At 40.9% G+C, this 23,509-nt stretch carries 24 protein-coding genes and 1 pseudogene; 7 read left to right on the top strand and 18 right to left on the bottom strand.

Features of this window, described 5'->3' with window-relative positions:
• Together V7L29_RS00005 and V7L29_RS00010 are read left to right on the top strand one after the other, a co-directional pair.
• The coding region (locus V7L29_RS00005) for a DUF3105 domain-containing protein (RefSeq protein WP_334734110.1) at positions 1-348 on the top strand (348 nt) is incomplete at its 5' end.
• 1,077 nt (positions 349-1,425) lie between these two features.
• Complete coding sequence (locus V7L29_RS00010; RefSeq protein WP_334734111.1) at positions 1,426-1,713, top strand: hypothetical protein; 288 nt, start codon at positions 1,426-1,428, stop codon at positions 1,711-1,713.
• 2 nt (positions 1,714-1,715) lie between these two features.
• Here V7L29_RS00010 and V7L29_RS00015 read toward each other — a convergent pair whose 3' ends face one another.
• The gene (locus V7L29_RS00015) at positions 1,716-2,558 is read right to left on the bottom strand and encodes a M56 family metallopeptidase (protein WP_334734170.1); all 843 of its coding nucleotides are present in this window, start codon (positions 2,556-2,558) and stop codon (positions 1,716-1,718) included.
• Positions 2,558-2,977: a BlaI/MecI/CopY family transcriptional regulator gene (locus V7L29_RS00020; RefSeq protein ID WP_334688109.1), complete on the bottom strand. Its 420-nt coding sequence runs from the start codon at positions 2,975-2,977 to the stop codon at positions 2,558-2,560. The genes V7L29_RS00015 and V7L29_RS00020 overlap by 1 nt, the downstream gene beginning before the upstream one ends.
• Before the next feature lie 335 nt (positions 2,978-3,312).
• Between V7L29_RS00020 and V7L29_RS00025 the strand changes: the two genes are divergently transcribed.
• Positions 3,313-4,053 (top strand): 2-phosphosulfolactate phosphatase family protein, encoded by a 741-nt coding sequence (locus tag V7L29_RS00025; protein WP_334688108.1) that lies wholly within the window; start codon positions 3,313-3,315, stop codon positions 4,051-4,053.
• Between the two features lie 46 nt (positions 4,054-4,099).
• Here V7L29_RS00025 and rfbD read toward each other — a convergent pair whose 3' ends face one another.
• From rfbD to V7L29_RS00090, 13 genes and pseudogenes are all read right to left on the bottom strand, one after another.
• Positions 4,100-5,005 (bottom strand): dTDP-4-dehydrorhamnose reductase, encoded by a 906-nt coding sequence (rfbD, locus tag V7L29_RS00030; RefSeq protein ID WP_334734112.1) that lies wholly within the window; start codon positions 5,003-5,005, stop codon positions 4,100-4,102.
• A 145-nt stretch (positions 5,006-5,150) separates the two neighbouring features.
• On the bottom strand, positions 5,151-5,696 hold the full coding sequence (rfbC, locus tag V7L29_RS00035; protein ID WP_334734113.1) for a dTDP-4-dehydrorhamnose 3,5-epimerase: 546 nt from the start codon (positions 5,694-5,696) through the stop codon (positions 5,151-5,153).
• 118 nt (positions 5,697-5,814) lie between these two features.
• Positions 5,815-6,891, bottom strand: coding sequence for a glucose-1-phosphate thymidylyltransferase (locus tag V7L29_RS00040; protein WP_334688105.1), 1,077 nt, complete (start codon positions 6,889-6,891; stop codon positions 5,815-5,817).
• 275 nt (positions 6,892-7,166) lie between these two features.
• Positions 7,167-8,261, bottom strand: coding sequence for a glycosyltransferase family 4 protein (locus V7L29_RS00045; RefSeq protein ID WP_334734114.1), 1,095 nt, complete (start codon positions 8,259-8,261; stop codon positions 7,167-7,169).
• The gene (locus V7L29_RS00050; RefSeq protein WP_334734115.1) at positions 8,261-9,442 is read right to left on the bottom strand and encodes a glycosyltransferase family 4 protein; all 1,182 of its coding nucleotides are present in this window, start codon (positions 9,440-9,442) and stop codon (positions 8,261-8,263) included. The genes V7L29_RS00045 and V7L29_RS00050 overlap by 1 nt, the downstream gene beginning before the upstream one ends.
• An 8-nt stretch (positions 9,443-9,450) precedes the next feature.
• Positions 9,451-10,422, bottom strand: a complete 972-nt coding sequence (locus V7L29_RS00055) for a GDP-mannose 4,6-dehydratase (protein ID WP_334688102.1) — start codon at positions 10,420-10,422, stop codon at positions 9,451-9,453.
• A gap of 411 nt (positions 10,423-10,833) precedes the next feature.
• Complete coding sequence (locus V7L29_RS00060) at positions 10,834-12,135, bottom strand: glycosyltransferase (RefSeq protein ID WP_334734116.1); 1,302 nt, start codon at positions 12,133-12,135, stop codon at positions 10,834-10,836.
• Positions 12,132-13,178, bottom strand: a complete 1,047-nt coding sequence (locus V7L29_RS00065) for a glycosyltransferase family 4 protein (RefSeq protein ID WP_334734117.1) — start codon at positions 13,176-13,178, stop codon at positions 12,132-12,134. Before V7L29_RS00065 ends, V7L29_RS00060 begins: the two co-directional genes overlap by 4 nt.
• Positions 13,175-14,701, bottom strand: coding sequence for a class I SAM-dependent methyltransferase (locus V7L29_RS00070; protein WP_334734118.1), 1,527 nt, complete (start codon positions 14,699-14,701; stop codon positions 13,175-13,177). Before V7L29_RS00070 ends, V7L29_RS00065 begins: the two co-directional genes overlap by 4 nt.
• 51 nt (positions 14,702-14,752) lie before the next feature.
• Positions 14,753-16,051: an ABC transporter ATP-binding protein gene (locus V7L29_RS00075; RefSeq protein ID WP_334734119.1), complete on the bottom strand. Its 1,299-nt coding sequence runs from the start codon at positions 16,049-16,051 to the stop codon at positions 14,753-14,755.
• 165 nt (positions 16,052-16,216) lie between these two features.
• Positions 16,217-17,062 (bottom strand): ABC transporter permease, encoded by an 846-nt coding sequence (locus tag V7L29_RS00080; RefSeq protein WP_334688097.1) that lies wholly within the window; start codon positions 17,060-17,062, stop codon positions 16,217-16,219.
• 274 nt (positions 17,063-17,336) lie between these two features.
• A pseudogene (locus tag V7L29_RS00085) lies at positions 17,337-17,552 on the bottom strand (hypothetical protein); the annotation flags it as partial.
• Positions 17,504-17,632 (bottom strand): hypothetical protein, encoded by a 129-nt coding sequence (locus V7L29_RS00090; protein ID WP_334734121.1) that lies wholly within the window; start codon positions 17,630-17,632, stop codon positions 17,504-17,506. The gene V7L29_RS00090 and the pseudogene V7L29_RS00085, both read right to left, overlap by 49 nt.
• A 194-nt stretch (positions 17,633-17,826) precedes the next feature.
• Between V7L29_RS00090 and petP the strand changes: the two genes are divergently transcribed.
• The 4 genes from petP (at position 17,827) to V7L29_RS00110 (ending at position 20,819) form a co-directional block, all read left to right on the top strand.
• On the top strand, positions 17,827-18,015 hold the full coding sequence (gene petP / locus V7L29_RS00095; protein ID WP_334688095.1) for a cytochrome b6f subunit PetP: 189 nt from the start codon (positions 17,827-17,829) through the stop codon (positions 18,013-18,015).
• 118 nt (positions 18,016-18,133) lie between these two features.
• The gene (locus V7L29_RS00100; RefSeq protein ID WP_334734122.1) at positions 18,134-19,234 is read left to right on the top strand and encodes a Get3/ArsA fold putative tail anchor-mediating ATPase NosAFP; all 1,101 of its coding nucleotides are present in this window, start codon (positions 18,134-18,136) and stop codon (positions 19,232-19,234) included.
• A 139-nt stretch (positions 19,235-19,373) separates the two neighbouring features.
• Positions 19,374-20,420: a chlorophyll synthase ChlG gene (gene chlG / locus V7L29_RS00105; protein ID WP_334734123.1), complete on the top strand. Its 1,047-nt coding sequence runs from the start codon at positions 19,374-19,376 to the stop codon at positions 20,418-20,420.
• A 111-nt stretch (positions 20,421-20,531) separates the two neighbouring features.
• On the top strand, positions 20,532-20,819 hold the full coding sequence (locus V7L29_RS00110; RefSeq protein ID WP_334688092.1) for a hypothetical protein: 288 nt from the start codon (positions 20,532-20,534) through the stop codon (positions 20,817-20,819).
• Positions 20,820-20,893: 74 nt separating this feature from the next.
• Here V7L29_RS00110 and V7L29_RS00115 read toward each other — a convergent pair whose 3' ends face one another.
• From V7L29_RS00115 to V7L29_RS00125, 3 genes are all read right to left on the bottom strand, one after another.
• Complete coding sequence (locus tag V7L29_RS00115) at positions 20,894-21,850, bottom strand: MDR/zinc-dependent alcohol dehydrogenase-like family protein (protein WP_334734124.1); 957 nt, start codon at positions 21,848-21,850, stop codon at positions 20,894-20,896.
• Positions 21,851-21,919: 69 nt separating this feature from the next.
• On the bottom strand, positions 21,920-22,465 hold the full coding sequence (locus tag V7L29_RS00120) for a hypothetical protein (RefSeq protein ID WP_334688090.1): 546 nt from the start codon (positions 22,463-22,465) through the stop codon (positions 21,920-21,922).
• 222 nt (positions 22,466-22,687) lie between these two features.
• Positions 22,688-23,494 (bottom strand): inositol monophosphatase family protein, encoded by an 807-nt coding sequence (locus V7L29_RS00125; protein WP_334688089.1) that lies wholly within the window; start codon positions 23,492-23,494, stop codon positions 22,688-22,690.
• Positions 23,495-23,509 lie beyond the last annotated feature (15 nt).

Raw genomic sequence — 23,509 nt, forward strand, 5'->3', positions numbered from 1 at the left:
TCCGGACCGCACTACCCCTACCCAGCAGCGTGGGGTATATACAAAGAACCGCCCGCCGATGAATTTTTAGTACATAATTTGGAACACGGTGGGGTGATTATTAGCTACAACCCTAAGCAAATTAAAGATCAAGAGTTGACCCAGCTACAGCAGCAGGCGCGATCTTTGAGCTACTTTAATGGACGTATTATCCTGACACCACGGCTGAACCTCGACACAGCAATTGCACTCACCGCTTGGAATTACTTGCAGAAGCTTAACCGTTACAACTCTACAGCAGTAAAGGTCTTTTATGATACGCACATTGTTCGAGGTCCTGAGTGCCAGCAAGGGCTATGTCCGGGCTAATGCTTTGTTCCATGAATGAGGCAGGGCAAACGCATCTAAATATTGACGAGTCACCCTAAGAGTGAAATGAACCAAGACTGTTATCAGATATGACTTTCAGGAAATTAAATATCTCCCTTTCTGGTAATGATAATCATTAGAATAGGGTAGTTTAGAGGCAAGGGTCGGTTGTAAGTCACAAGAAGGTGACTTTTGCCGTGATCTTTTTCTCAAAGAGCGATTGCTTATAATGTCCCATTACCCACCCGGATTTCTCGTAGCCCATTATCATTAAATAAAAATTGTTGATAATTTATAGGAGCTTAAAACCCTTACTATAGCAGTGGTCAGACAGATTAGGACATTGGCAAATCTAAGAGAGCGACTGTCACAGCTATTCATAGCAGACTTGTCCTAACCAAGATGGCAGCGGCTATATCCCGCTTTTGTCACTCTCCGAAAACAAAAATCAAAAGGAATGTTTAAAACTTTGACTGGGACTGGGTTTGTGACTTTATTTCCTAATATGATAAACGTTATCATTGCTTTAGACTGAAACCCTTGTGCAGCAAGTATTTCAGATTTTTATCTATGGAAAGTGACAGAAGAGGGATATTTCTATGATTCCAGACATCATGGCAAAAATCAGGTCAAATAACGCGGTATTTTCAGACAAGCAGCAGCAAAAAGAATAATTACGTTCTGATTTTCCTGTTTATGAAGCTCAAACCGAAAATCACGATTGCTGACCACTTTAGTGTGATAGAAGATCCACGCATAGATCGTACCAAACGACACATGTTAAAGAAGTTATACCTGTTGTGCTGGAGCGAGGCGATCAGTATTTTCGAGAATTATGGACGAGTTTAGCAGATAGCGATGTCTACAACGGGCTACGCCTACGCAATTTACTTCGGCGTTTAATCTCACGGGGAAACTCCCACACAGCAAGACAAAGGCGTTGTCCGCAAACTAACGCGAAAAGAAATCTTGACTCAAGAAGGCAATGCTTTTCAAGTGCCTTTGGTGCAAAAATATGTAGAACAGTTGCTAGAAGAAGAGTAATATAACAGTCCTATTCAAAATTTTCATCGTTATGTGGCAACCGACATCGCTACAGGAACAACGGATGTCACTACAGGAACAACGGATGTCACTACAGGAACAACGGATGTCGCTACAGGGATGACGGATGTCACTACAGGGACGACGGATATCACTACAGAGACGATGGATGTCACTACAGGGATGACGGATATCGCTACAGGGACAACGGATGTCGCTACAGGGATGACGGATATCACTACAGAGACGACGGATGTCACTACAGGGACGACGGATGTTGCTACCGTTGCAGCTTCGTGCTGTAGTAGCTTTTTAAATTAAACTTAACTATGAAATATCACAGCTACTAGAGGCAATAACGCCAAAAGAAAACCATGCCAGGACTGCAATTGAGGTTCTTGGATTGGTTCTGGTGGCGCTAATAGAGCTTCGATTCTCTGTTCTAAGCGATCGCCTGCACCAGAGGAATCCAATGCAGCACAGCAAATTTCCGATAATACTGGGCTGGTACTAACTACTAATAAAAGTGATTCTGCTAACACCAAAGGATCTACCTGCAAAGCTGCATAACTGTCGGCACGGAGTTCGCGCAAAGCTAACAGTTCTTCCCACAAAGGCTCTGTATTCGGCAACCATGCAGTACAGGAACGCACCCAACCCAGCCAAAAAAACCAGAACGTATCCCTATAATAGTGATGCCCTTGCTCATGCGCTAAGACGCTTTCTAAATGATCTGGTGAGAGAGTTTGCAGTAATCCCTGGCTAATCACTAATTCTGGTTGCCAAAAACCAATTTGACCCGCAAACAACGCGTCTGTTTGCAGTAACCTGGCTCGTTTATCCCCCAAATTCACCAGAGGACAGTTATGTGCAGATTCCACAGACTGCCAACCTTGAAAGGCAAGTTTAATGCATAAAATGGCAAAAAATGCCAAATAAATTAATGCCACTACATAGCTGACCGAGCCTGTATACATCCCGCCCATTTCTCCTTGAGGCCCCATAAACAGCACAGCGATCGCGGTCATGAAAATTAGCAAGGGGGGGAAGAGGAACAAAAATAGCGATCGCTGCCACCGCCGACTCCAACTGCCTTGGTGTTGATTCCAAGAGGATCTTAACCACCAGGCAACTGCCAAAGCATTCAAAATCATTATGAGATGCATCATTTTTCCTCTCTGGCTTGGCGTGCAGATTGAATACGTTTGGCGATCGCTGCTATTTGCTCACTAGCTGCTTCATCCAGACTATCGGCGAAGGCAGCAACAACATCGGGGTTTCCCACCGCTAGAAATCGCTGTAACTGCTCGTGAGCTTTGATCACATCTGATTGCTGTTTACTCAGCAAAGGTCGCCAATAGAATGCCCGCTCTTTTTTGTCGCAGGCTAGCCAACCTTTATCAGTAAGGCGACGTAAGACGGTGGTTACTGAAGTATACGCTAATTCGCGGTTGGGATCAGTCAAAATGCGATCGTGTACATCTTTTACTGTGGCTGAACCAAGTTCCCAGATGATATTTAAAATTTCCGCTTCCAACGGGCCTACAGATAGTTGTTTAGGGCGGTAGTCGGGTAAAGGTGCCATAGCGATTTCGATTTGAGATTTGGGATGGGCAAAGTAGAGGTGAAAATTTCGGTTTCTGTTTGACAAGCTTAGTCAGTATGCGAAGTGGTGCTAACTTGGAATGCCAAATACAGCTTTAGAAGGTCTGTTCTTGTTTTAGATTACAGGATAGTGCAGCAAATCTGAAAGTCTAAAAGCATAAAAATGGACTTTTTGAGTATTTATGTATTAAATGGGTTAAATCGGGCATTTTGATGCTACAAAATTCTCTAAGAGCAATTGTAATTATAGTTAGTGACCCCAACTAGGTAGAATGTTATTTGCGGCAGTAGTATTAAAGCAGGTGTATCCAGCGCGTGAAGCTATTCGTATACCACACTCCTGAATTGACTCCAACGGATGAAGCGCCAGAATGTGCGATCGCAGTCGATGTCTTGCGAGCCACCAGCACAATAGCGACAGTTTTGGCAGCTGGAGGCGAAGCTGTACAAGTATTCAGCGATTTAGATCAGTTAATTGAAGTTAGCGAAAAATGGCCCCCTGAAAAACGTCTACGGGCTGGAGAACGCGGCGGCGCGAAAGTAGCTGGCTTTGAGTTGGGTAACTCTCCCCTCGACTGCACACCAGAATTAGTGCAAGGGCGTCGCTTGTTTATCAGTACCACAAATGGTACCCGTGCTTTACAACGGGTGCAAGACTCCCCAAATGTACTAGCAGCAGCCTTGATTAACCGGGCGGCGGTGGTGCAATTTCTCCTGGATAAGCAACCAGAGAGAGTGTGGATTGTCGGTTCCGGTTGGGAAGGCAGTTTTTCCTTAGAGGATACAGTTTGTGCAGGTGCGATCGCTCATAGTCTTTTGGAGCAAACCACGTTGTCGTCAGAAGAACTAGCTGGTAACGATGAAGTAATTAGTGCGATCGCTCTTTACTCTCAATGGCAAGATAACTTATTAGGATTACTTCACCAAGCTAGTCACGGTCAACGATTATTGCGTCTTGACTGTCAAGAAGATTTAAAATATTGTTCCCAAACTGATATTTTAGATGTCTTGCCTATACAACAAGAAACGGGAGTTTTAAAAAGTCAAAGAAAATAGGGAGTAGGTACTGGAGACTGGAGGATGAAGGAGACAAGGGGAATAATCAATGCCCAATGCCCAATGCCCTATGCCCTATTTTCAAATCTGTGAGCATTTGTCGGAGTCTTTGTCGCCAATGGGGAGGATAAGTCCCTAGAATTGCTGAAATTTTTCCATAAGCAAGGACGGAATAGGCAGGGCGACAGGCTGGCGTGGGATATTCGGCGGTTGTAATGGGAACAATACGTTCAACTTTCAAAGGGAAGCCTAGCTGTTGGGCTTCTTCAAAAATGGCGATGGCAAAGTCATACCAACTAGCAACGCCGCTATTAGTGTAGTGATAAGTGCCGCTAATTTCTGCGGTTAACTGGGGAATCATCTGGGCTATGACTGTGGCTATATCTTGCGCCCAAGTCGGGCTACCAATTTGATCAGCGACAACACGGAGTTCTTGGCGTTCTGCACCTAGTCGCAGCATGGTTTTGACAAAGTTACTTTTGCCAAAGGTTCCATAAACCCAAGCAGTGCGGAGGATGAGATGATGGGCGCAGGTTTGTTGAATAGCTTCTTCTCCAGCAAGTTTGGTTTTACCATACACACTTAACGGATTAGTCGCATTGGTTTCCTGGTAAGGGCTACACCCATTCCCACCAAAAACATAATCGGTCGAAATATGAATTAGAAAAGCTCCTAATTTTTGGCTTTCTTGGGCAAGAATTAGGGGTGCAGTAGCATTAATAGCGGTAGCAAGTTCGGCTTCGCTTTCGGCTTTGTCTACACCAGTGTAAGCAGCGGCGTTAATGATGATTTGCGGCTGCTTTGATCTGATAACACTGCACAGAGTATCAGGCTGAGTAAGGTCTACTGTCGGGCGTGCCACTGAGATAATATTGCCGTAGGATGGGAGAATTTGTTGCAGTTCTTTACCCACTTGACCATTGCTACCAATTAGCAGAATTGATTTAGTCATCGTGATTAGTTCTCAATCCTACTTGAAGAGTAAAGTATTTTTGAATCGAGTCGTCATGCGATCCGCTCTGAACTGACCTAGTATTAGAAGTTTAAGTTTTTAGCTCTTAACGCTACAGCTTTAATTAAATTTAATTTGAAAGTACTTAATCAAATATTTCAGCAGTTTTCAAAGGTTTACCAGCTTGGTCTTTAGCTGATAAAATCGGTGGCGCACTCAGAGGCCAATTTATAGCTAAATCTGGATCGTTCCATAGGATTGTGCGATCGCTTTGGGGCACGTAGTAATCTGTAGTTTTGTAGACAACTTCAGCTATTTCTGAAAGCACGAGGAAGCCGTGAGCAAAGCCTGGTGGTATCCACAGTAGGCGCTTGTTTTCAGCACTGAGTTCAGAACCTACCCACTTCCCAAAAGTAGCCGAGCTTTTTCTAATATCTACGGCTACGTCAAAGATGTTACCAACAACAGCACGGATGAGTTTACCTTGAGGTTGTTGGATTTGATAGTGCAATCCACGCAGAACGTTTTGTTTGGAGTAAGAGTGGTTATCTTGAACGAAATTCGTAATAATACCTGTCTGTTGAGCAAATTTTTGATGGTTGTAAGCTTCAAAAAACAAACCGCGATCGTCTGCAAATACTTGGGGTTCAAGTTGTATAACTTCGGGAATTTTGGTATGTACAATGCTCATTAATATTATTTATAGGATGTGCCGCAGTGTTCTGATTGTTAGATGAATTTAGCATTTAGATTTTACAAGCACTGTGCTCAAATTTTGACGATGGCTTGTCCTATTTTTAACAAATGAATCACGTTAGTTCAATTTGACAGTCATCGCCAATCAGAAATCGCAAGGCTTTGGGGCGACGGGGTGCAAGACTCAATTGTGCCCTTTGTCCAATGACACTATCAATAATCCGCTGATGGATTCCGGCAATTTTAGCACCTTCTAAAATAACACTGTGTTCCAAATCGGTATCAATGAGTGTGGCATTGTTAGCGATACTACTATAAGGGCCAATAAAGCAGTTTTCTAAATGACAATTGCTACCAATGACTACTGGCCCCCGAATTGTGCAGTTAATTACTTGAGATTTTGCACCAATTTGGACTCGTCCAATAATCTGACTTTGGGTATCAACTTCGCCGACAACTGATGTTGTTAAATAGGTGTCGAGAATCAATCGGTTAGCTTCTAATAAGTCATCTTTTTTACCAGTATCTAACCACCAACCTTGGAGATTGTAGGCTAAAACTTGCTTTTTCTGATTAATTAGGTATTGAATGGCATCAGTAATTTCTAGTTCGCCTCTGGTGGAAGGTTGGATATTTGCGATCGCATCATAGATGAGGTGAGAAAAGAAATAAACCCCTACCAATGCCAGATTTGAAGGAGGAACTTTGGGTTTTTCAATTAACTCTAATACCCGTCCTGTTTCATCTACCTGAGCCACACCAAAGGTGCTAGGATTGGCAACCGAACGTAAGAGAATCAAAGCATTTGGCTGTTGTTGGCTAAATTGTTGCAGAAAGTAACCTAACTCACCTAGTTGAATCAGATTATCGCCCAAGTACATAACAAAGGAAGAATCACCTAAAAACGGACGGGCCACTTGGACGGCATGAGCAAGTCCAAGTGGCTGGTCTTGTATGATGTAGGTGATGTTCGCTCCAAAGTATTCTCCATTTCCAGTTTTTGCTTGGACTTCTGCCCCAGTTTCCGGGCTGATGATGATGCCAATATCAGTAATACCAGCAGCGACCATTTCTTCAATGCCATACCATAAAACAGGTTTATTAGCAACTGGTACAAGTTGTTTTGCTCCGCTGTAGGTGAGGGGACGTAGGCGTGTACCTTTCCCACCAGAGAGAATTAGTGCTTTCATAGGGATTGAGGATTAGTTATTAGTCATTAGTCAAGATAATCTTAAATCTGGACAAAATCCCAAATCCTTGAACCCAATTCTGGCGTTAGGTTATCTTTTATAAGTCAATACAGTTCAGTTAAGGCTTAACTCTTTATCAAAGTCAATTTTTTTAACGAACCGCCTTCTCTACGAGAGGCTTCCGCCAACGCGCAGCGTCTCGTAGAGAAGGGCGCAAAGAACGCAAAGGAAGAGAAGAAAGAGAAGGAAGAAATGCTTAACTCAACTGTATTGTTTTATAAGTAGCGGGATAAAACTTCGCTGGTTGCCTTTCCTGTTTTTTCCCAACTGAATTGTTGAGAGTGAGTAATACCTTGGCTAGAAAGGCGCGATCGCAACTCCAAATCACTTGCAATGGCCTGCATCGCCTCTGTAATTTCTCCGGTGTTGTAGGGATTGATCAGAATTGCCGCATCACCAGCCACTTCTGGAAGGGAGGAGAGATTGGAGGTAATGACGGGAGTACCACAAGCCATTGCTTCGAGAACAGGTAAACCAAAGCCTTCCCAGAGACTGGGGAAAACCAGAGCGATCGCCTGATTGATGATTTTTGGCAATTCGCCATACGGTACATAGTCAAGGAACTTTACCTGATTAGTTACACCCAATTCTGCAACTTGCACTTTTAAAGTAGGGGTGTAACGCGAATCAATTGGCCCTACTAACCATAGTTCATAGTCTTTGCAGTTAGGTAACGCAGCAAAAGCACTGATGAGTCGCTGGATGTTTTTGTATGGGTCTTGGCGACCAATGTAGAGAAAGTAATTGCGGGTAGCTAGATTGAGAGGACGGAAGTGAGTGCGATCGTGAGCCAGAGGTATAGGAGTAATTTTGCTGGCGGGAATTTTGTAAAAATTGGTGATGTCTTTAGCCGTAGTCTGGGAGATGCAAATAATGTGTTGTGCTTGATTAAGGACTTGGGGAGTGTAGTAGCGGTGGTAGGGTGTGAGTGGTGAGAAGCGTTTAGCAAAGCGCAACGGTATCATGTCAAAAGATGTGACGACAAAACGACAGTTGCTATAAAGGGGTGCTTCGGGTAGCGGGGAGAATAAGAGACTCGATTTGAGCTTTTTATATATTTGTGGTAGTTGAAATTGTGTCCAAAGCAGGCGGTTAAAATGACCTTTTCTGCCGTAGTCTGGTGTTAATTTTGACGGGATTGGATAGCAGTCAAAATCGGGATATTTTTGCGCTACTAATAAAGTGGGTTGGAAAGATTTTAAATAAGGAAAAAGGTTTTGAGCATAGTTGCCTATACCCGTTGGTTGAGACAAGAGAATAGATAAATTAATAATTAATTGTTTGGCAGAGGTATTATCCACTATTTTCATTAAATAATGGTTCTGTAAGCGTTTAATGTTTCTTTTGCCGTTCTTTCCCAAGAAAATAATCTTGCTCTGGCTTTCCCTTTATTAATTAATTCTTGGCGTAACTGGGAATCACTGATTACTTTCAGGATAGCTTCGGCTAGTTGAACAGGATTATTGGGGTCAATCAATATAGCAGCATCTCCTGAAACTTCTGGTATTGACGAAGTGTTAGACGTGACGACTGGAGCGCCTAGCGTCATTGCTTCCAATACAGGCAGACCAAACCCTTCGTAGTGAGATGGATAAACGAAGACATCAGCTTTTGAGTAAAATAATGCTACTAATTCATCAGATAAGTAGTCAAGATGATGAATTTGGCTTTTCCAAGGTGAACTCTCAATGTCAAAAAATATTGGTTTGTAGTTCCAACCTTTTTTTCCAATTAATATTAATTGATGAGCAATCTTATATTGTTTTTTTAATAAATTAAAAGCAGAGATGAGAGCATTAATATTTTTCCTCGGTTCTATTGTACTAACAAAAAGTAGATACGGTTTTGAAAAATCGTAATGAACCTGGTTTTCTAAAACCTGAATATTTTTTTTATCAGATAAATAATTAGGACTGTAGCGACTAGCTAAAGGAGTAACATAGACTTTTTTGGGATCTACTTGTAAATACTCAATAATGTCTTTTCTAGAGCTTTCTGAAATTGTCAAAACTAGGTCTGTCCATTGTAAACATCGTTTAACTTTTTCTGCGTATCTTTTCACAACTGAATTTATATAATTTGGATATTTAATAAAAGTTAAATCATATATATTCATTACCTTTAGACTATTATTATAAGGATAAACAGAGTAATTTGTTCCATGTAATATATTTGGGTAATCAAAACATTGTTCCAAGTATGTTTGAAAATAATATATAAATAAATTTGAAATTTGAGTTGATGTCAATAATAAATCCGAGACTCTGACAGGTATAGGCAGCATATAAATATGAGAATACTCATTCAAACAATTAGGTACAGCTACTTTGCCTACAAGCCAATTTTTAAAGCCTGGTTGATAGGTAATACCCAGTTGAAACTCTTCTTGAAACTGTAAAGCATTAAGTGAGCGAATTAGATTAGCAACATAAAAGCCAACTCCACTAGGTTTTGGAAATACTGGGGTGGCATCAACTACAATTTTTAGCATCAGAATATTTAGGCTCCGTTTTTGCTCAATCTTTTCAGATCATAATCAACCATAACCTCAACCAATTGCTCAAATGAGTACTGAGGCTGCCAACCTAACTCCGTCTTAATTTTATTAATGGAACCAACTAACTGCACTGGTTCATCAGAACGATAAAAAGCGGGATCAATAGAGACATAATCTTGCCAGTTTAGACCAACGCAGTTAAAAGCACACTCAACGAGTTCTCTGACAGAGTGAGTTTCACCACTGGCGATGATATAGTCATCAGGTTGCTCTTGCTGCAACATCAGCCACATAGCGTAAACAGCATCCTTGGCGTAGCACCAGTCACGACAGGCATCTAAGTTACCTAATTTTAGTTCGTTTGCCAAACCTAGTTTAATTTGAGCAGCTGCGGCCGTGATTTTGCGAAATACAAATTCTGTCCCACGTCGAGGCGATTCGTGAGTATAAGTAATACCACAGCAGTTGTAAAGGTTGTATTTTTGCCGATAGTTGACAGTCATCCAATGAGCGTAAGCTTTGGCAACACCATAAGGATTCCGGGGACGAAAGGCAGTGCGTTCGGTTTGGGGCGATTCATCAGGTTGACCAAAAACTTCACTACTAGAGGCTTGATAGAATCTAACATCAGGTTTGCAACGACGAATGGATTCTAAGAGGCGGGAGACACCTAGAGCTGTATATTCAGCAGTGAGAGCAGGTTGTGTCCAAGACAGAGGAACGTAGCTTTGTGAGGCGAGATTATAAATTTCGTCAGGTTGAGCTTCGGCAATCACATCCATTAAAGAGGACTGATCTAAAAGGTCGCCAGATACAATTTGAATTTGATTAAACAAATGGTTGATACGTTCTAGATTGCTGGTGCTGGAACGACGGACTAGGCCGAAAACTTGGTAGCCTTTTGATAGAAGGAGTTCGGCAAGGTAGGAACCGTCCTGTCCTGTTAAACCTGTTATGAAAGCTTTTTTGGTCACAGTAATAACCTTTGAGAAAGCTAATAATATACGGGAATAATTAGTTATAGTGGCATAACACGACTAAAATAGTACAAATTTTAATTAGGTAACTTAAGTTTTATTAAAGCTTTATGCTCTTCCTCTGATGGACCAATTTAGCTGTGTCATGCCATTAGGGTCAGAAAATAAGTTTGATCACCATTGAGATATCCAGTTAAAAGAATAATTTCGACCAGCAGAGCATAAGTTATAATGCAAAAATCAGGCAAAACAAAATTCTTGCTTTTCACTCTTTCAAGATATTACAAAAAGCCTCTTTATGCTACAATTCGGCTTTTGAACCTAAATATAAACGGCGGAATACTTAGTAAGTATAGTTGATTGTAGTTGTTAGATTCGTTCCCATCTAATTGATAGTTCAGCAGGGAATTAATTACTAATAAAGTATATAGCTTCTGCAACTTTTTTTATCTGCATATCCAGTGTTTTGTAATCCATCCAATTACTTAGTTCTTCTCCTATCTTATCTATCAATTTATACGCTACTCCACTACGTCTAAACCTTTGAATCTTTTGTCCAAAGCTCATGATCGCTTGAGCATAAATTTCTGGGTTATGTTGCTTTTGTAAAAGTTGCTGACCATTTTCTCCTATTTTTGTATAGTGTTGGGGATTCGCCAAAAAACTTTTGAGGTGCTGCTGGATATCCTCAATTTCATAATTTGGACGCACAAATGCAACAGTGTCTTCTGATTGTTCTGCATACCAACCAATCTGTGTAACTAGACTGGGGAGTGCGTGACTCCAAATCCGAAGTTGACTCAGTGATGCTTCTCCCATAGTCGGATAGCGTAGATTAATGGCTAAATTAGCATTTGCCAAAGCCAAATCTAACTCAGCATCTGCAACAAAACCATGTAGTTTTACTAGTTTAGTAAGTCCTAATAGTTTAATTTGCTGCTCAATATAACTTTTATTCCAAACTTGCCCATATATATCTAAGAAAAACTGATTTTTTTCATAAAGACTAGATAGTGCATTGAACAAAAAATCTAACCCACGGTTGGCACCAAGATAGCCAAATATGACTAAGCGATAGGGTGCTTTATTATTTTTACTTTGTGAATTTGCTTGCCATTGACTTATATACGGTAGTGGTGCATAGCCGACAAACCATCGCTTTTGTTGCTTAATAGTTTGGAAATCCGCTTTTGTATGTGTGACAACTCCTACTGCATTCTCTAAAGCTAAAAATGTTAGTGGATAGAGTTCAGCCATGTACTCAGTTGAAATATTACCCCTCAAGAATTTCACGACCGCTTGCTCACCCTGAATACCGTAGTATTTTTTCATCTGAAATAAATAAGCATCTACATTCGACTTTTGTTCTCGATGTAGATAGATACTAGCAAAAAAATGCTGTAATTTAACATCATGTAAAACAACTAAACCTGGGCATTGACAACTAACTTGCCATATTGCGAAGTGAAAGTCTGAATTATTGCCTATGTGATATACATTTAAATCAGCTTGGTTAATTTCAATCCAAGGAATATTAGCCAAATCATAATGACGCACTATAGCGTACTTCTCCAAATATGAACTCCAGTGCTGTTGATCTGTCCACAGCACAATTTCAGCATGTTTTTGCAAAGCAGGAATCAATCGAGATGTATACTCAGCAATGCCGGACTTTGCAGGCGATAGTGGGGAAAACCAGTTAATTTTCATGAAACTAGCTTTTGAACAACTATAGACCATGAAATACTGAAGCTATCATAATAATCTCGTGCTGCCTTACCAAGAGCTTGTGCCCAAGAGCGATTTTCCCATAACTGATCCATAGCTGCGGCAAGAGATGTAGAAGTAGGTTCAGCAAATAAACCCGTTTCTTCGTGACGGACAAATTCTAGGGAACCTCCTGAATCTGTACAAGTAATAATTGGTTTAGACGCTAGCATTCCTTCCAGAGTGACATAACCATAGTCTTCGTCCAAAGGTGGGTAAATAACTCCTATACTTTTTGCATAGGTTCTAATTTTTTCTTCTTCACTAATTTGACCTAAAAAAACTACTCTCTTGGCAATATGTAATTCTTTAGCTAAATCCTTTAAGTGTTCACCATAGCTTACTGTATCTGGTTTACCTGCAAAATATACCTTTACAGGATTCTTTGTTTCTGCAAGAGCTTTAATTACAAGTTTCTGTCGTTTAATAGTTGTAAGCCTACTGGGAAAAAACAAATAATCGTTTATATCTTCACAATAAAAAAGCTCTGAATTTTGAGGAGGGTGATAAAGTGGGATAGAATCTACTTGATTAAATATCTTTAATCTTCGAGAAACATTTTCAGCAATAGTAAAAATAGACTTATACTCTTTTAATGCTTGATTATCAGCATTGATAATTGCTTCACGAACCTGTAGTCCATTGGGAAATTCAATTAAATCGCAATAATTTGTATCCCATAAATCATAAGCTGTGCGATGCTGATGCAAAAGCCACATAACTTTATTATGATGAGGTATTAGGTATGCAGGAAACTTTAAACCTATAATTTGGTCTACTGCTTGACCACAATATTCTGAGAGGTCTAATAATCTACAAGCCAACATATGATCCAGAATCCGCTCTGGAGGATACCATTTAAAAGGAATTGCAACTATCTCGGCCTCATGACCGACAGCAGATATAGCTTTGAGCAGACCTTCTGCTAGTATCTCTGCACCTCCTCTAATAAAGGGAACTTGAGTCGTAACTATCAATACTTTCATGGTTTAAATCCTACAACTGCATAATCTTGTGGACCATAAAAGTAATCATTGAAACGTTCAGCTAGTTCTGATCCAGTTAATTTAGGTTGAGTAGTATCAGGATGAAGTTTGATACATCTAACTCTGGATAGACCAAATGATTCTGCCACAAATTTGAGCATAGAACTTGGCAGTGGATTACGATGTGTCGGATCTAAATAGAATGTGTTACTACCCACTAAGACATTATCTGGATTTGGTGTTTCAAAAATAACCAATCCTCCTGTCTTAAGCACTCTCATACTTTCAGTAAATAACTTTAGCAACACTTCAAATGGTAAATGTTCAATGATATGGAAACCAGTTACTGCACCTAAACTGGCATCTGGTAAAGATTGCAAATAACTAATTACATCTCCTTCTATAACCTCTAGTCCTCTAATTCGGCATTGCTCTATCATCACTCTGTTGATGTCCAAACCCCTAGTGATGTATCCTGAATCTTGCAGAAGTTCTAGCCATTCACCCCGCCCACAACCTACATCTAAAATGGGCGATTCTGGCTTACCAGTGTTTGCTTCTGCAATCAATGGCAAATAAACTTTTAACCTATTTAAAATGTCTTCACGACTCCCTCGGAACTGCTCTTCAAAAGCAACATAAAAAGCATCTAAAAAATGCATATCTTCATTAACAAAAGTTTGTAATTGCTCTTGAATAAAAGGCTCTGGTAAACGTTTTTTTGCCTCTTCCAGAAACACTGTTATTAGACGCTTCTGCTGCATTAGATCACTTTTGAGGTAACTATCGTTTCTGATGTAACGCTCATTTATTTCTTGAATCCGAGTATTTGCTGTAATTAAATCCTCACTCACTCTTTCAATACGAGCATCTACAATACTTTTATGTTCATCTATTGCTTGTACTCGATTATTCACAGTATCTAAACCTTCTTGAATGCCAGTTAGCCAGTTGCCAATTAAAGTATCAATAGCATTTAAGCTGTCATCTATTCCTTGGATACTGCTATCCATAGCAAGCAGGCGCTCATCTAGCCCTTGGATGCGATTATCTACAGCAATCAGGCGCTTATCTAATCCTTGGTTCCTGTTATCCAGAGTAACCAAGCGCTCATCCAGCCCTTGGATGCTGTTATCTACTTGCGCTTTTAAAGTTGCAATTTCTTCTATTAGCTGGTGATTAAGGGCTACAGACTCTTTTAGAGAATTAATTATATTGAAATTGACTTCTCGTTGATCTTTAAAGAGAAAATTGATGACTTTTAAAACAAGTTTTTGTAACTTAGCACTGAGATTCAAAGGAAAGAAATTAAGTTTATCTGGCCACTTTGTACGTACAATTGAACGAGATTCTGCATTTTTAAGAAAACTTTCAATATAACTAATACTTAACTTCAGTGTTGATGTGTCTAGATTAGATTGTAAATTTCCTAACTGAGAATGAACTTGACTTTTGCTCACCTGTTCAACAATTTTTTGTATTAATTCATCAATATTGATTTCAGGATCATTAGATTCAATCATTTTTTACCACTTAAAATAAATGAAAATTTGCTGTATATCTTAAATTATTGATTATATTTTTTCCAATCTTGGTACTATGCCATCATATTCTTGGCTACTAAATTTAATTTTAGAGTGCAAGTCTATTAAGCCATCACAAGAGATACTGTTGTTAACTTCAAAAACGATTAATTCATCAATCCAATCATAACTTAAACCTTCTTCAGAATGTATACCTATTGTTACTGTGCACACACCTTTATTCATGTAACAGGGTACTTGAAATATAACTGTTAATTGCTGTCTTTTTTTTAAGTCTGGTAATTTAATATTGAGTAACTGGGTATTGGTTCCATAAATTACCAATCCCATTAAATTTCTAATGGAAATACCTACAATTAAATCTGATAGTTCAGCTTGTGCTTCTAGAAAGACACTAATCTGGAAAGTTTTCCCTGTTTCTAACTTGGTAATTTCTTGACCTTCTAAATCATTAATTTTAACGTGTTTAATAATAGCTAATTTATTTCCATGCCTATGCATAGAATTATCTTCTTTATTTTTGATGAAATCCTCTTCATTGTTGAAAATTTCTATTTCTTCTATATTTTGTTTTTCCATCTCCGGTTCATTTTGCGCTGAACTTAATAAAGCAATATAATGATTTACCACTTCTTTAGGATTACCTATTTCTAGCATTCTTCCATGATTCATGAGTACTGCACTTTCACACAGCATCTTGACGCTTCCAGAATCATGAGAAACAAATAAGATAGTTACGCCTTGTTCTTTCAGCTGACGAATTCTCTTCATACAGCGAGCTTGGAATTTTACATCACCTACAGCTAAAGCTTCATCTACAATTAATATACTGGGTTCCGTATTGGCAACGACTGCAAATGCTAGTCTTAATACCATGCCACTGGAATAAGTTTTCACGGGATGCTCTATAAAATCTCCAATCTCTGCAAAAGCAGCAATATCATCAAATTTAGCTTGTATCTCATCTCGGCTTAACCCTAAAATTCGCCCATTAAAAAATACATTTTGCCTTCCAGTAAATTCGGGATTAAATCCGCTACCTAGTTCAAGTAAAGCTGAAACTCTGCCGTTAATCCTTACTTCTCCTGTAGTTGGTGTCAAGGTTCCAGCAATAATTTGTAGCAATGTACTTTTACCAGAACCATTTTGACCAATAATTCCTAGTGTCTCTCCTTTAGGAATTTCCAAGTTAATATCCCGCAATGCCCAAAACTCTTGAGCGTGGCTCTTACCAGGTAGTAAAATTTCCTTGAGCCTATCTACCGGACGAGCGTAACGCTTATAGCACTTTGAGATATTCTTCAGCGAAATTGCAATCTCCTCACCCATAACACCGCATACTTAAACTACTAAAGAATTTCACACGCTACAACTTTATCAATTAAAAATTAATTACGTCATTAAAATTTTGACTTTTTGTTGAATCATATCGCTATCTACTATACAGTTCACATTAGCATTTGTTTGTATTAAGAGCAGTTGAATAGTGATTGGCTACAACACATCGGCAAAAGCTGGACGCAAACGCTTGTACATTGTAAACCCACAACAAAATATAATTGTTGCTACGACACAAGCAACTCCCCATTCACCCCAATGCTTCACCTCCCCAATTAAAACTATGTCGCGATAAACTTCAGCGATCGCTGCTATTGGATTCAACCAGAATACCAAACTCCGCCATTGCTCTGGAATTGCTGATGCTGGATAGACAAGCGGTGTCGCATAAAACCAAATATTTAAAATTACTCCTAAAGTTTGCGGGATATCTCGCAAAAACACCGTTAGTCCTGCCACTAAATAGCCCAACCCTGCTGTGAGCAATAACTGCGTTAGCCAGACTAAGGGTAATAGCGCCAAGGTAGCATGTAAAGTATGAGCATTTACCGCCACAAAAAAAATCAACGCCATTAAACCAAAGGAACTCTCAATGAATGTTGATAAAATTGGCACGAGCGGTAACAAAGCTAGGGGAAATACAACCTTCTTGACTAAATTCGGCTGTCCTACGACTGAACTAGCAGACTGCATCAACCCCCCGGAAAAAGCAATCCAGGGAAGTAAACCCGCAAATAGCCACAAACCAAAGGTTAAATTATTTTCTGGTAAACTATTAATACTCAACTTCACTCTTAGCACAATTGAAAACACATAGGTGTAAATAAGTAATTGTGATAGCTGATTTAACAAAGGCCACAAATTACCTAAAATAGAACCTTTATACCGCGCTTCTAAATCCCGCCTAACCAAAGTTCTCAACAAGTCAAATTTTGCCCACAACTGTTCATTTATCGGCAGTATGCGCCTTAGCCTTCCCCCTTTACGTACAAATCCTCGCATTCTTCGTAACAATTCCTGCTTCCTGGTTCACTACCTACACACCCAATTTCGCTTTATAAATAAAGCTTAATAGCGATCAAAGTACCCTTGTGTTCTTTGGAAAATACATCATTATTATAAAATCGTACCCCAATTGTCTTGGTGATTATACAATAAATCGGCTATTGCCAAGTGTATTTTTACTACAAATATAACTCCTGTCGGTAACGCTGCTTTGTTTGTGAAGGGAATAAGTTTTTGCTTAACTCAAGCTATCTAAATCAACTCTGTGCGTTCACAAATACTCTGGCAATCGCTCTGCCCATTGATGTTCTTCAGCCCGTTGGCGCTCTGGCTGTGCTTGTTCTGCTCGCGTCGGCACCCAACCCCCTGCGTTATACCAACGCAACCACAAACCTGTTGTCTGCTGATAAGTGCCTTGCCAAAGACCCAATCCTAGTTCTAACTCTTCCAACCATAAGCGGTTCTCTGGTAAAAATAATGCAACGAAGTTTCCATTTCTGGCTGCTCACTTAACAACCGAGTTGCATCGGGCACCTGATGTTCTAGCGGTTGCACTGTGACAAACATTGAGTATATACCTGTTTGGTTGTTGATTTAATTTTAAGCTGTTAGATCAGGAGTTAGAAGTTAAAAGTTTGAAATTTTCTCCCTTATCTTCCCTTACTCCCCTCAAGCCGAGGCACTCGTGAACTCTCCCTGAATCAGTGACCGTTGAGTCACGGATTCCGCTACACTGAGACTTGGTTTATTTGAAATCAGGCATGGAAATCGGACAAAAGGTTAAAGTTTTTCGTTTGCGCGATCGCGTTTCCCCCCCAATTGTAAAAAAACTCGGACAAGTGGGTATCATCCAAGGCTACAAAGTCACCGATGGTGGGATCGGTGTAGTGGTAGCGTTTGACGACAATTCTTCCACTTGGTTTTTTGAAGATGAAATCAAACCTGTGTAGTAGGAAGAACTCAGATCAGGTTTTTCTTTGACTCTGAAGTTGAAAGCACAGGCTGAGATTCTTTATTGAGTGCTAAGTTGGAGTTGAAAAGCTCGGCGGTGAAAAGAGGAATCAAGTAATGGCTCTAATATTGACATTTTTGGGCAAAGGCGGCACCGCTCGTACCAAAATTGCGATCGCCGCCGCCAAATTATTGGCAAGTCAAGGCAAGCGCGTACTTCTAGCAGGACATCCGGAACCAGCATTACCAATTCTGCTGGGTACTCCCATTGCTTCCGAACCCCAGGAAATCGCTCCCAATTTGCAAGCAGTCCAGTTTCAAGCATCTGTACTGCTAGAACGCAACTGGGACGAAGTGAAAAAACTTGAGGCGCAATACCTCCGCACGCCCATCTTCAAAGACGTTTTTGGTCAAGAACTGGTAGTACTACCGGGGATGGACAGCGCCCTGGCCCTGAATGCTATCCGCGAATATGATGCCAGTGGCAAATATGATGCGCTCGTCTATGATGGCACGGATGACTCTTTAACGTTGCGGATGTTGGGTTTACCAGAATCTCTGAGTTGGTATGTCCGGCGATTTCGGCAATTGTTTGTCAACTCAGATTTGGGGAAAACGATTACTGAATCGCCCTTGATTCAACCGCTGATTAGCAGCTTTTTCAATATCAATTGGACAGCAGATAACTTTGCAGGGCCCACTAACCAAGTCAATGATTTCTTAGAAAAGGGGAGAGCCGCTCTTGCTGACCCTAAACGTCTGGCTGCTTTCTTAGTGACTACGGGAGATCCGATTGAGGTAGCAAATGCCCGTTATTTTTGGGGTAGCGCTCAACAAATCGGTTTAACTGTCGGTGGTGTTCTGCTTGTGTCTACTCAGACCAATGTCAACCTATCAGAGGAATTTATACCCCTAACAGTGAGCGTCGTTCCCGACTCGCCAACAGGTGACTGGCAACCCCTAATAGATGCCCTACCCAACTTTGAAGCACAAGCGTTACAGGCTCCTAAACCAATTGAAATAGACATCCACAATCGTCAAGTACGCTTATTCTTGCCAGGATTTGACAAAAAGCAGGTCAAGCTCACCCAATATGGACCAGAAGTCACGATAGAAGCAGGAGACCAGCGACGAAATATTTCCCTACCCCCTGCTTTGAGTGGCAGACCCGTTGCTGGAGCAAAGTTTCAGAATAATTATTTGATAATTTCGTTTTAAGTTAATTAGGAGAGACGCGATTAATCGCGTCTGTACAGGAGTGAGGAGTTAGGAATAAAACAATAATTCATAACTCCTAACCGGAGGCGGAGCGTCTCCGGCTTTGCTCCTAACCTCTCACTTTGAAAAAATACGCCTTATGTCCGAATCAACTCCCATTATTCCAGACCCCAACCCATCTGAGGCACTAGACTCAGTGGTAAACAATCCCAATGAGCAAGCGAAGGCATCTGCCGATCGCAGTGCGAAAACTAGGCAGCTGCTGGGGATGAAAGGTGCAGCGCCTGGAGAAACTTCAATTTGGAAAATTCGTTTGCAGCTAATGAAGCCCATCACCTGGATTCCCCTAATTTGGGGTGTAGTCTGTGGTGCGGCTTCTTCTGGTAACTATACTTGGACACTGGAAAATGTGTTGAAGGTAGCAGCCTGTATGTTACTAGCTGGGCCATTGATGACAGGTTACACCCAAATCCTCAATGATTACTACGATCGCGAAATCGATGCTATCAATGAACCCTATCGCCCCATTCCTTCTGGGGCAATTTCCCTATCCCAGGTAATTATTCAAATTTGGGTATTACTGATTGCTGGCATTAGTTTGGCATTTGTGCTGGATGTGTGGGCTGGTCATGAATTCCCTACAATTACAGCGATCGCGATCATCGGTTCTTTCATCGCCTACATTTATTCTGCACCTCCCTTAAAACTCAAGCAAAACGGCTGGCTAGGCAGTTACGCCTTGGGTGCAAGCTATATCACCTTACCTTGGTGTACAGGACACGCTTTGTTTGGCGATCTCAATTCCACAATTGTGATTTTGACAATGTTCTACAGTTTAGCTGGATTGGGTATTGCGATTGTCAATGACTTTAAGAGTGTGGAAGGCGATCGCCAGCTAGGATTAAATTCACTACCTGTAATTTTTGGCATCACCACTGCGGCTTGGATTTGTGTAGTGACGATTGATGTATTTCAAGGATTGATCGCAGCTTATCTCGTCAGCATTCATGAGAATTTGTATGCAGCAATATTAGTACTGTTAATCATCCCGCAAATAACCTTGCAGGATATGTATTTCCTACGCGACCCCGTGAAAAATGATGTTAAGTACCAAGCCAGCGCTCAACCCTTTCTTGTTCTGGGAATGCTGGTCACTGGTTTAGCGCTCGGTCATGCTGGCGTTTAACTTATACTTTTCTATAGTCAGAAGTTAGGAATTAGGAGCAAAGCCAAAGACGCTCCGCCTTCGGTTAGGAGTTAATATACTTCTAACTCCTAATTTGTATAAGGAAATACTGTGTTAGAACTGATCTCTTTCCTGATTCATGGGATTCAACCTTTTTTAATCCCGATTTGCTTTCTGGTTGCTTGGACTGTAATTATTCTCGTTGTTTTGAGTCTCTGGGCAGCGGCGCGAGATAGTGTAACTACAGCCAAGCAAATGCATCAAATTCCCTGTACTGGTTGTCAATTTTTTACCGACAATTACCGTCTTAAATGTACTGTACGCCCATCTATTGCCAATACAGAAGAAGCGATCAATTGTTCTGACTATCAACCGAAAACGAATCCTTATCTGTATTAGGGAGTGGGGAGTGGGGAGTAGGGAATGGGGAAAATAAGGTAGATGAAGAAAGGATGAATTATCCTAACTCCTAACTACTGACCAATCTCTAACAATATCTTCAAAACACCCCGACTCTGAGCGTGTTCAAAAGCCGCAAGCCCTTCACTCAGGGGGTAAGTGGCATGAATCAGGGGTTGCACGTCAACTTGTCTTGTGGCTAGTAGCTGGAGGGCTGGAGCAAAGGGGCCACAACGAGAGCCGATGAGGGTGATTTCATCTACTACTAAAGAAGAAGCATCAAGGCTGAGGTTGCCAGCATAAGTACTTTTAAGCACTAATGTACCACGGGGACGTAGGGCGCGGCGGGCGATCGCAAATCCTTCTGGGTTGCCAGTACATTCTACTGAAATATCGAAATATCCATCTGTAACAGTGTCGGCTAGACTCGTTTTTATCCCTTGTACATCTAAGTTAGCCAGTTTGTCTCGATGACGCCCCACAGCTAAGAGTTCACAGCCAGTTAAGGCTAATGTCTGGGCTACTAACTGCCCTAGTTTACCATCTCCAACCACTAGCACTCGGTCATTTGGATGCAATGGCACTTGCTGCTGAATTTCCAAAGCTGCTGCTAAAGGTTCAGTAAAAGTTGCTACTTCTGTTGGTACATTATCAGGTACGGGATGCAGGTTCTCTATCGGCAAACAGAGATATTCACCAAAGGCTCCGTGACGGTTGACAATACCCAAAACTGTGCGATTTTCGCAGTGAGTTGGTTGTCCGCTGCGACAAAACCGACAATGCCCACATACAGCGTTGATTTCTCCAACTACGCGCTGGTTCACTAGGTGTTCTGGTCCTTGTTCGACGACACCGACAAATTCATGACCTAAAATACCAGTGTAGGGATAATAACCTCTAAGTAGTTCTAGGTCAGTATTACAAATACCAGCACGCAAGACGCGTACCAACGCTTCTCCCGGTGGCGGTTCAGGTATAGGAATGTCTGTGCGTAATTGCAACTGGTTGTTTTCGAGCCAAAGTCCTTTCATTTTTCTTCACGTCCTTTTACTACAAACTTTTAATTATTTACGCCTACTTACTTAGATATTTCTTTAATTTTAGGAACTTACATCAATTTTGCTTAACCAAGTAACCAGGTCATCTGAGTCAAGTGCTATCTCGCTTCCTAAAGTTTTGATATAAAGAAGTCCATCGCTAATAATTAAATCTCTAATTGGATACCATGAATCTCGTGCCCTGATCAGAAGTTCTAACGGAATCCCTGGTCTTAAAGTATACTTGCGATATTTCCACCAAGCTCGCCATAGAAGCACAGATTTAGTACAGTGCATCCGATAGCCTTTGGGAACTTCGCAATATTGATATTGATAGAAACCCCGACTATTTACTTCTCCTTTGAGGAGATAACTATATTCTGCTAATGCCTGATTTATCAATTCCCACTGGGATGATTTTGGAGAAATCGAGAATTCAGATAGTGTGTTAGATAGTTGGACGCTAGCAATCATACCTTCGGCTTTTGCTGTCAGTTGGTTAGTTTTGTACACTGTTTGCGCTGTCAAAATAGGATTTGACAACAAAACATCTTTTTTCTGGATAGAGTTTTGCACAAACTCTCGAATTAAATCTAGATTAGACAACATAAAATTATTTATACTAAATTAACCAGTGTAATCGAAGCTACAACACTACTTAAATTAGTAACTACACTGGTCTTGCACTAAAATCAGGATTATCACCAGCTTTATTTATACTCAATTCTTTGTTTGACTAGAGTTTTGTTAAGTTTAATATCGGGTATGTCGCCGCCTAATAAGGTTAGTTGACAAAATCACTGTTTCCAGGCACCAAAGCGGCAGCTTAGATTAAATTTTTACGCCTCCAAGAAAAGGTTGAAATACCGGAATCAATTCGGGACGACTGACAACAAGGGTAGAAAAAGAGCGATCGCTATAATCTTCTCCTGGTAATAAAGGAAACGGTTCTGAATTGAGCGATAACCAGACGCCGCCAGCAGCCTGGACAATTACCCAAGCCCCCGCTAAGTCCCAAACTTTGGGTGTCGCCTCAATACCTCCTAGAGTAGCCCCAGTGGCAACTGTCAAAAAGTTATAGCTAGCCACACCCAACATCCGAATTTTGCAGGGAAAGCCGTTTTGAATAACTGCGGTACTACGGGAACAGAGGTTAAAAAAGTGATTATTGCTGGGACTATCAACACTGGTGTAGATCGGGTGATAGTTGAGAAATGCTCCTGTTGGTGTTGCTAAACCAGATGAACCTGCCCAAAAACCATGAAAAGCTTGATTCAATGGTGGTGCGTAAACATAACCAAAAATGGGTATGCCTTGATACAGTAAACCCAGAGAAATTGTCCAGATGGGAATGCCCCGTGTGAAGTTGGTTGTTCCGTCCAGAGGGTCAATTACCCAACACCACTCCGTACCGGGAAATAACTGATCGCTCTCTTCGCTCAAAATGCCGTAACCAGAGAAATTAGAAGCGATCGCATCCCGAATTTCCTGATCTGCCCATTTATCTGCTTGCGTCACCAAACTACCATCAGCTTTCTGGGAAGCCTGTACTTGCCCAAAATCTTGCATAAGCTGCTTGCCCACTCTAGTAGTGGTAATTTGGGCAAAATCAAGAATTGTTGTCCAAAAATCACTCATTGGTTATTAGTCATT

This window comes from Nostoc sp., from assembly GCF_036916575.1.
Lineage (GTDB): Bacteria > Cyanobacteriota > Cyanobacteriia > Cyanobacteriales > Nostocaceae > Nostoc.

Excerpts from the sequence above, each read along its gene's own strand:
- V7L29_RS00015 (WP_334734170.1), bottom strand. The coding sequence starts at position 2,558 with ATGCATCTCATAATGATTTTGAATGCTTTGGCAGTTGCCTGGTGGTTA.
- V7L29_RS00020 (WP_334688109.1), bottom strand. The coding sequence starts at position 2,977 with ATGGCACCTTTACCCGACTACCGCCCTAAACAACTATCTGTAGGCCCG.
- rfbD (WP_334734112.1), bottom strand. The coding sequence starts at position 5,005 with ATGACTAAATCAATTCTGCTAATTGGTAGCAATGGTCAAGTGGGTAAA.
- rfbC (WP_334734113.1), bottom strand. The coding sequence starts at position 5,696 with ATGAGCATTGTACATACCAAAATTCCCGAAGTTATACAACTTGAACCC.
- V7L29_RS00040 (WP_334688105.1), bottom strand. The coding sequence starts at position 6,891 with ATGAAAGCACTAATTCTCTCTGGTGGGAAAGGTACACGCCTACGTCCC.
- V7L29_RS00045 (WP_334734114.1), bottom strand. The coding sequence starts at position 8,261 with ATGAAAATAGTGGATAATACCTCTGCCAAACAATTAATTATTAATTTA.
- V7L29_RS00050 (WP_334734115.1), bottom strand. The coding sequence starts at position 9,442 with ATGCTAAAAATTGTAGTTGATGCCACCCCAGTATTTCCAAAACCTAGT.
- V7L29_RS00060 (WP_334734116.1), bottom strand. The coding sequence starts at position 12,135 with ATGAAAATTAACTGGTTTTCCCCACTATCGCCTGCAAAGTCCGGCATT.
- V7L29_RS00065 (WP_334734117.1), bottom strand. The coding sequence starts at position 13,178 with ATGAAAGTATTGATAGTTACGACTCAAGTTCCCTTTATTAGAGGAGGT.
- V7L29_RS00070 (WP_334734118.1), bottom strand. The coding sequence starts at position 14,701 with ATGATTGAATCTAATGATCCTGAAATCAATATTGATGAATTAATACAA.
- V7L29_RS00075 (WP_334734119.1), bottom strand. The coding sequence starts at position 16,051 with ATGGGTGAGGAGATTGCAATTTCGCTGAAGAATATCTCAAAGTGCTAT.
- V7L29_RS00080 (WP_334688097.1), bottom strand. The coding sequence starts at position 17,062 with ATGCGAGGATTTGTACGTAAAGGGGGAAGGCTAAGGCGCATACTGCCG.
- V7L29_RS00090 (WP_334734121.1), bottom strand. The coding sequence starts at position 17,632 with ATGTTTGTCACAGTGCAACCGCTAGAACATCAGGTGCCCGATGCAACT.
- petP (WP_334688095.1), top strand. The coding sequence starts at position 17,827 with ATGGAAATCGGACAAAAGGTTAAAGTTTTTCGTTTGCGCGATCGCGTT.
- V7L29_RS00100 (WP_334734122.1), top strand. The coding sequence starts at position 18,134 with ATGGCTCTAATATTGACATTTTTGGGCAAAGGCGGCACCGCTCGTACC.
- chlG (WP_334734123.1), top strand. The coding sequence starts at position 19,374 with ATGTCCGAATCAACTCCCATTATTCCAGACCCCAACCCATCTGAGGCA.
- V7L29_RS00115 (WP_334734124.1), bottom strand. The coding sequence starts at position 21,850 with ATGAAAGGACTTTGGCTCGAAAACAACCAGTTGCAATTACGCACAGAC.
- V7L29_RS00120 (WP_334688090.1), bottom strand. The coding sequence starts at position 22,465 with ATGTTGTCTAATCTAGATTTAATTCGAGAGTTTGTGCAAAACTCTATC.
- V7L29_RS00125 (WP_334688089.1), bottom strand. The coding sequence starts at position 23,494 with ATGAGTGATTTTTGGACAACAATTCTTGATTTTGCCCAAATTACCACT.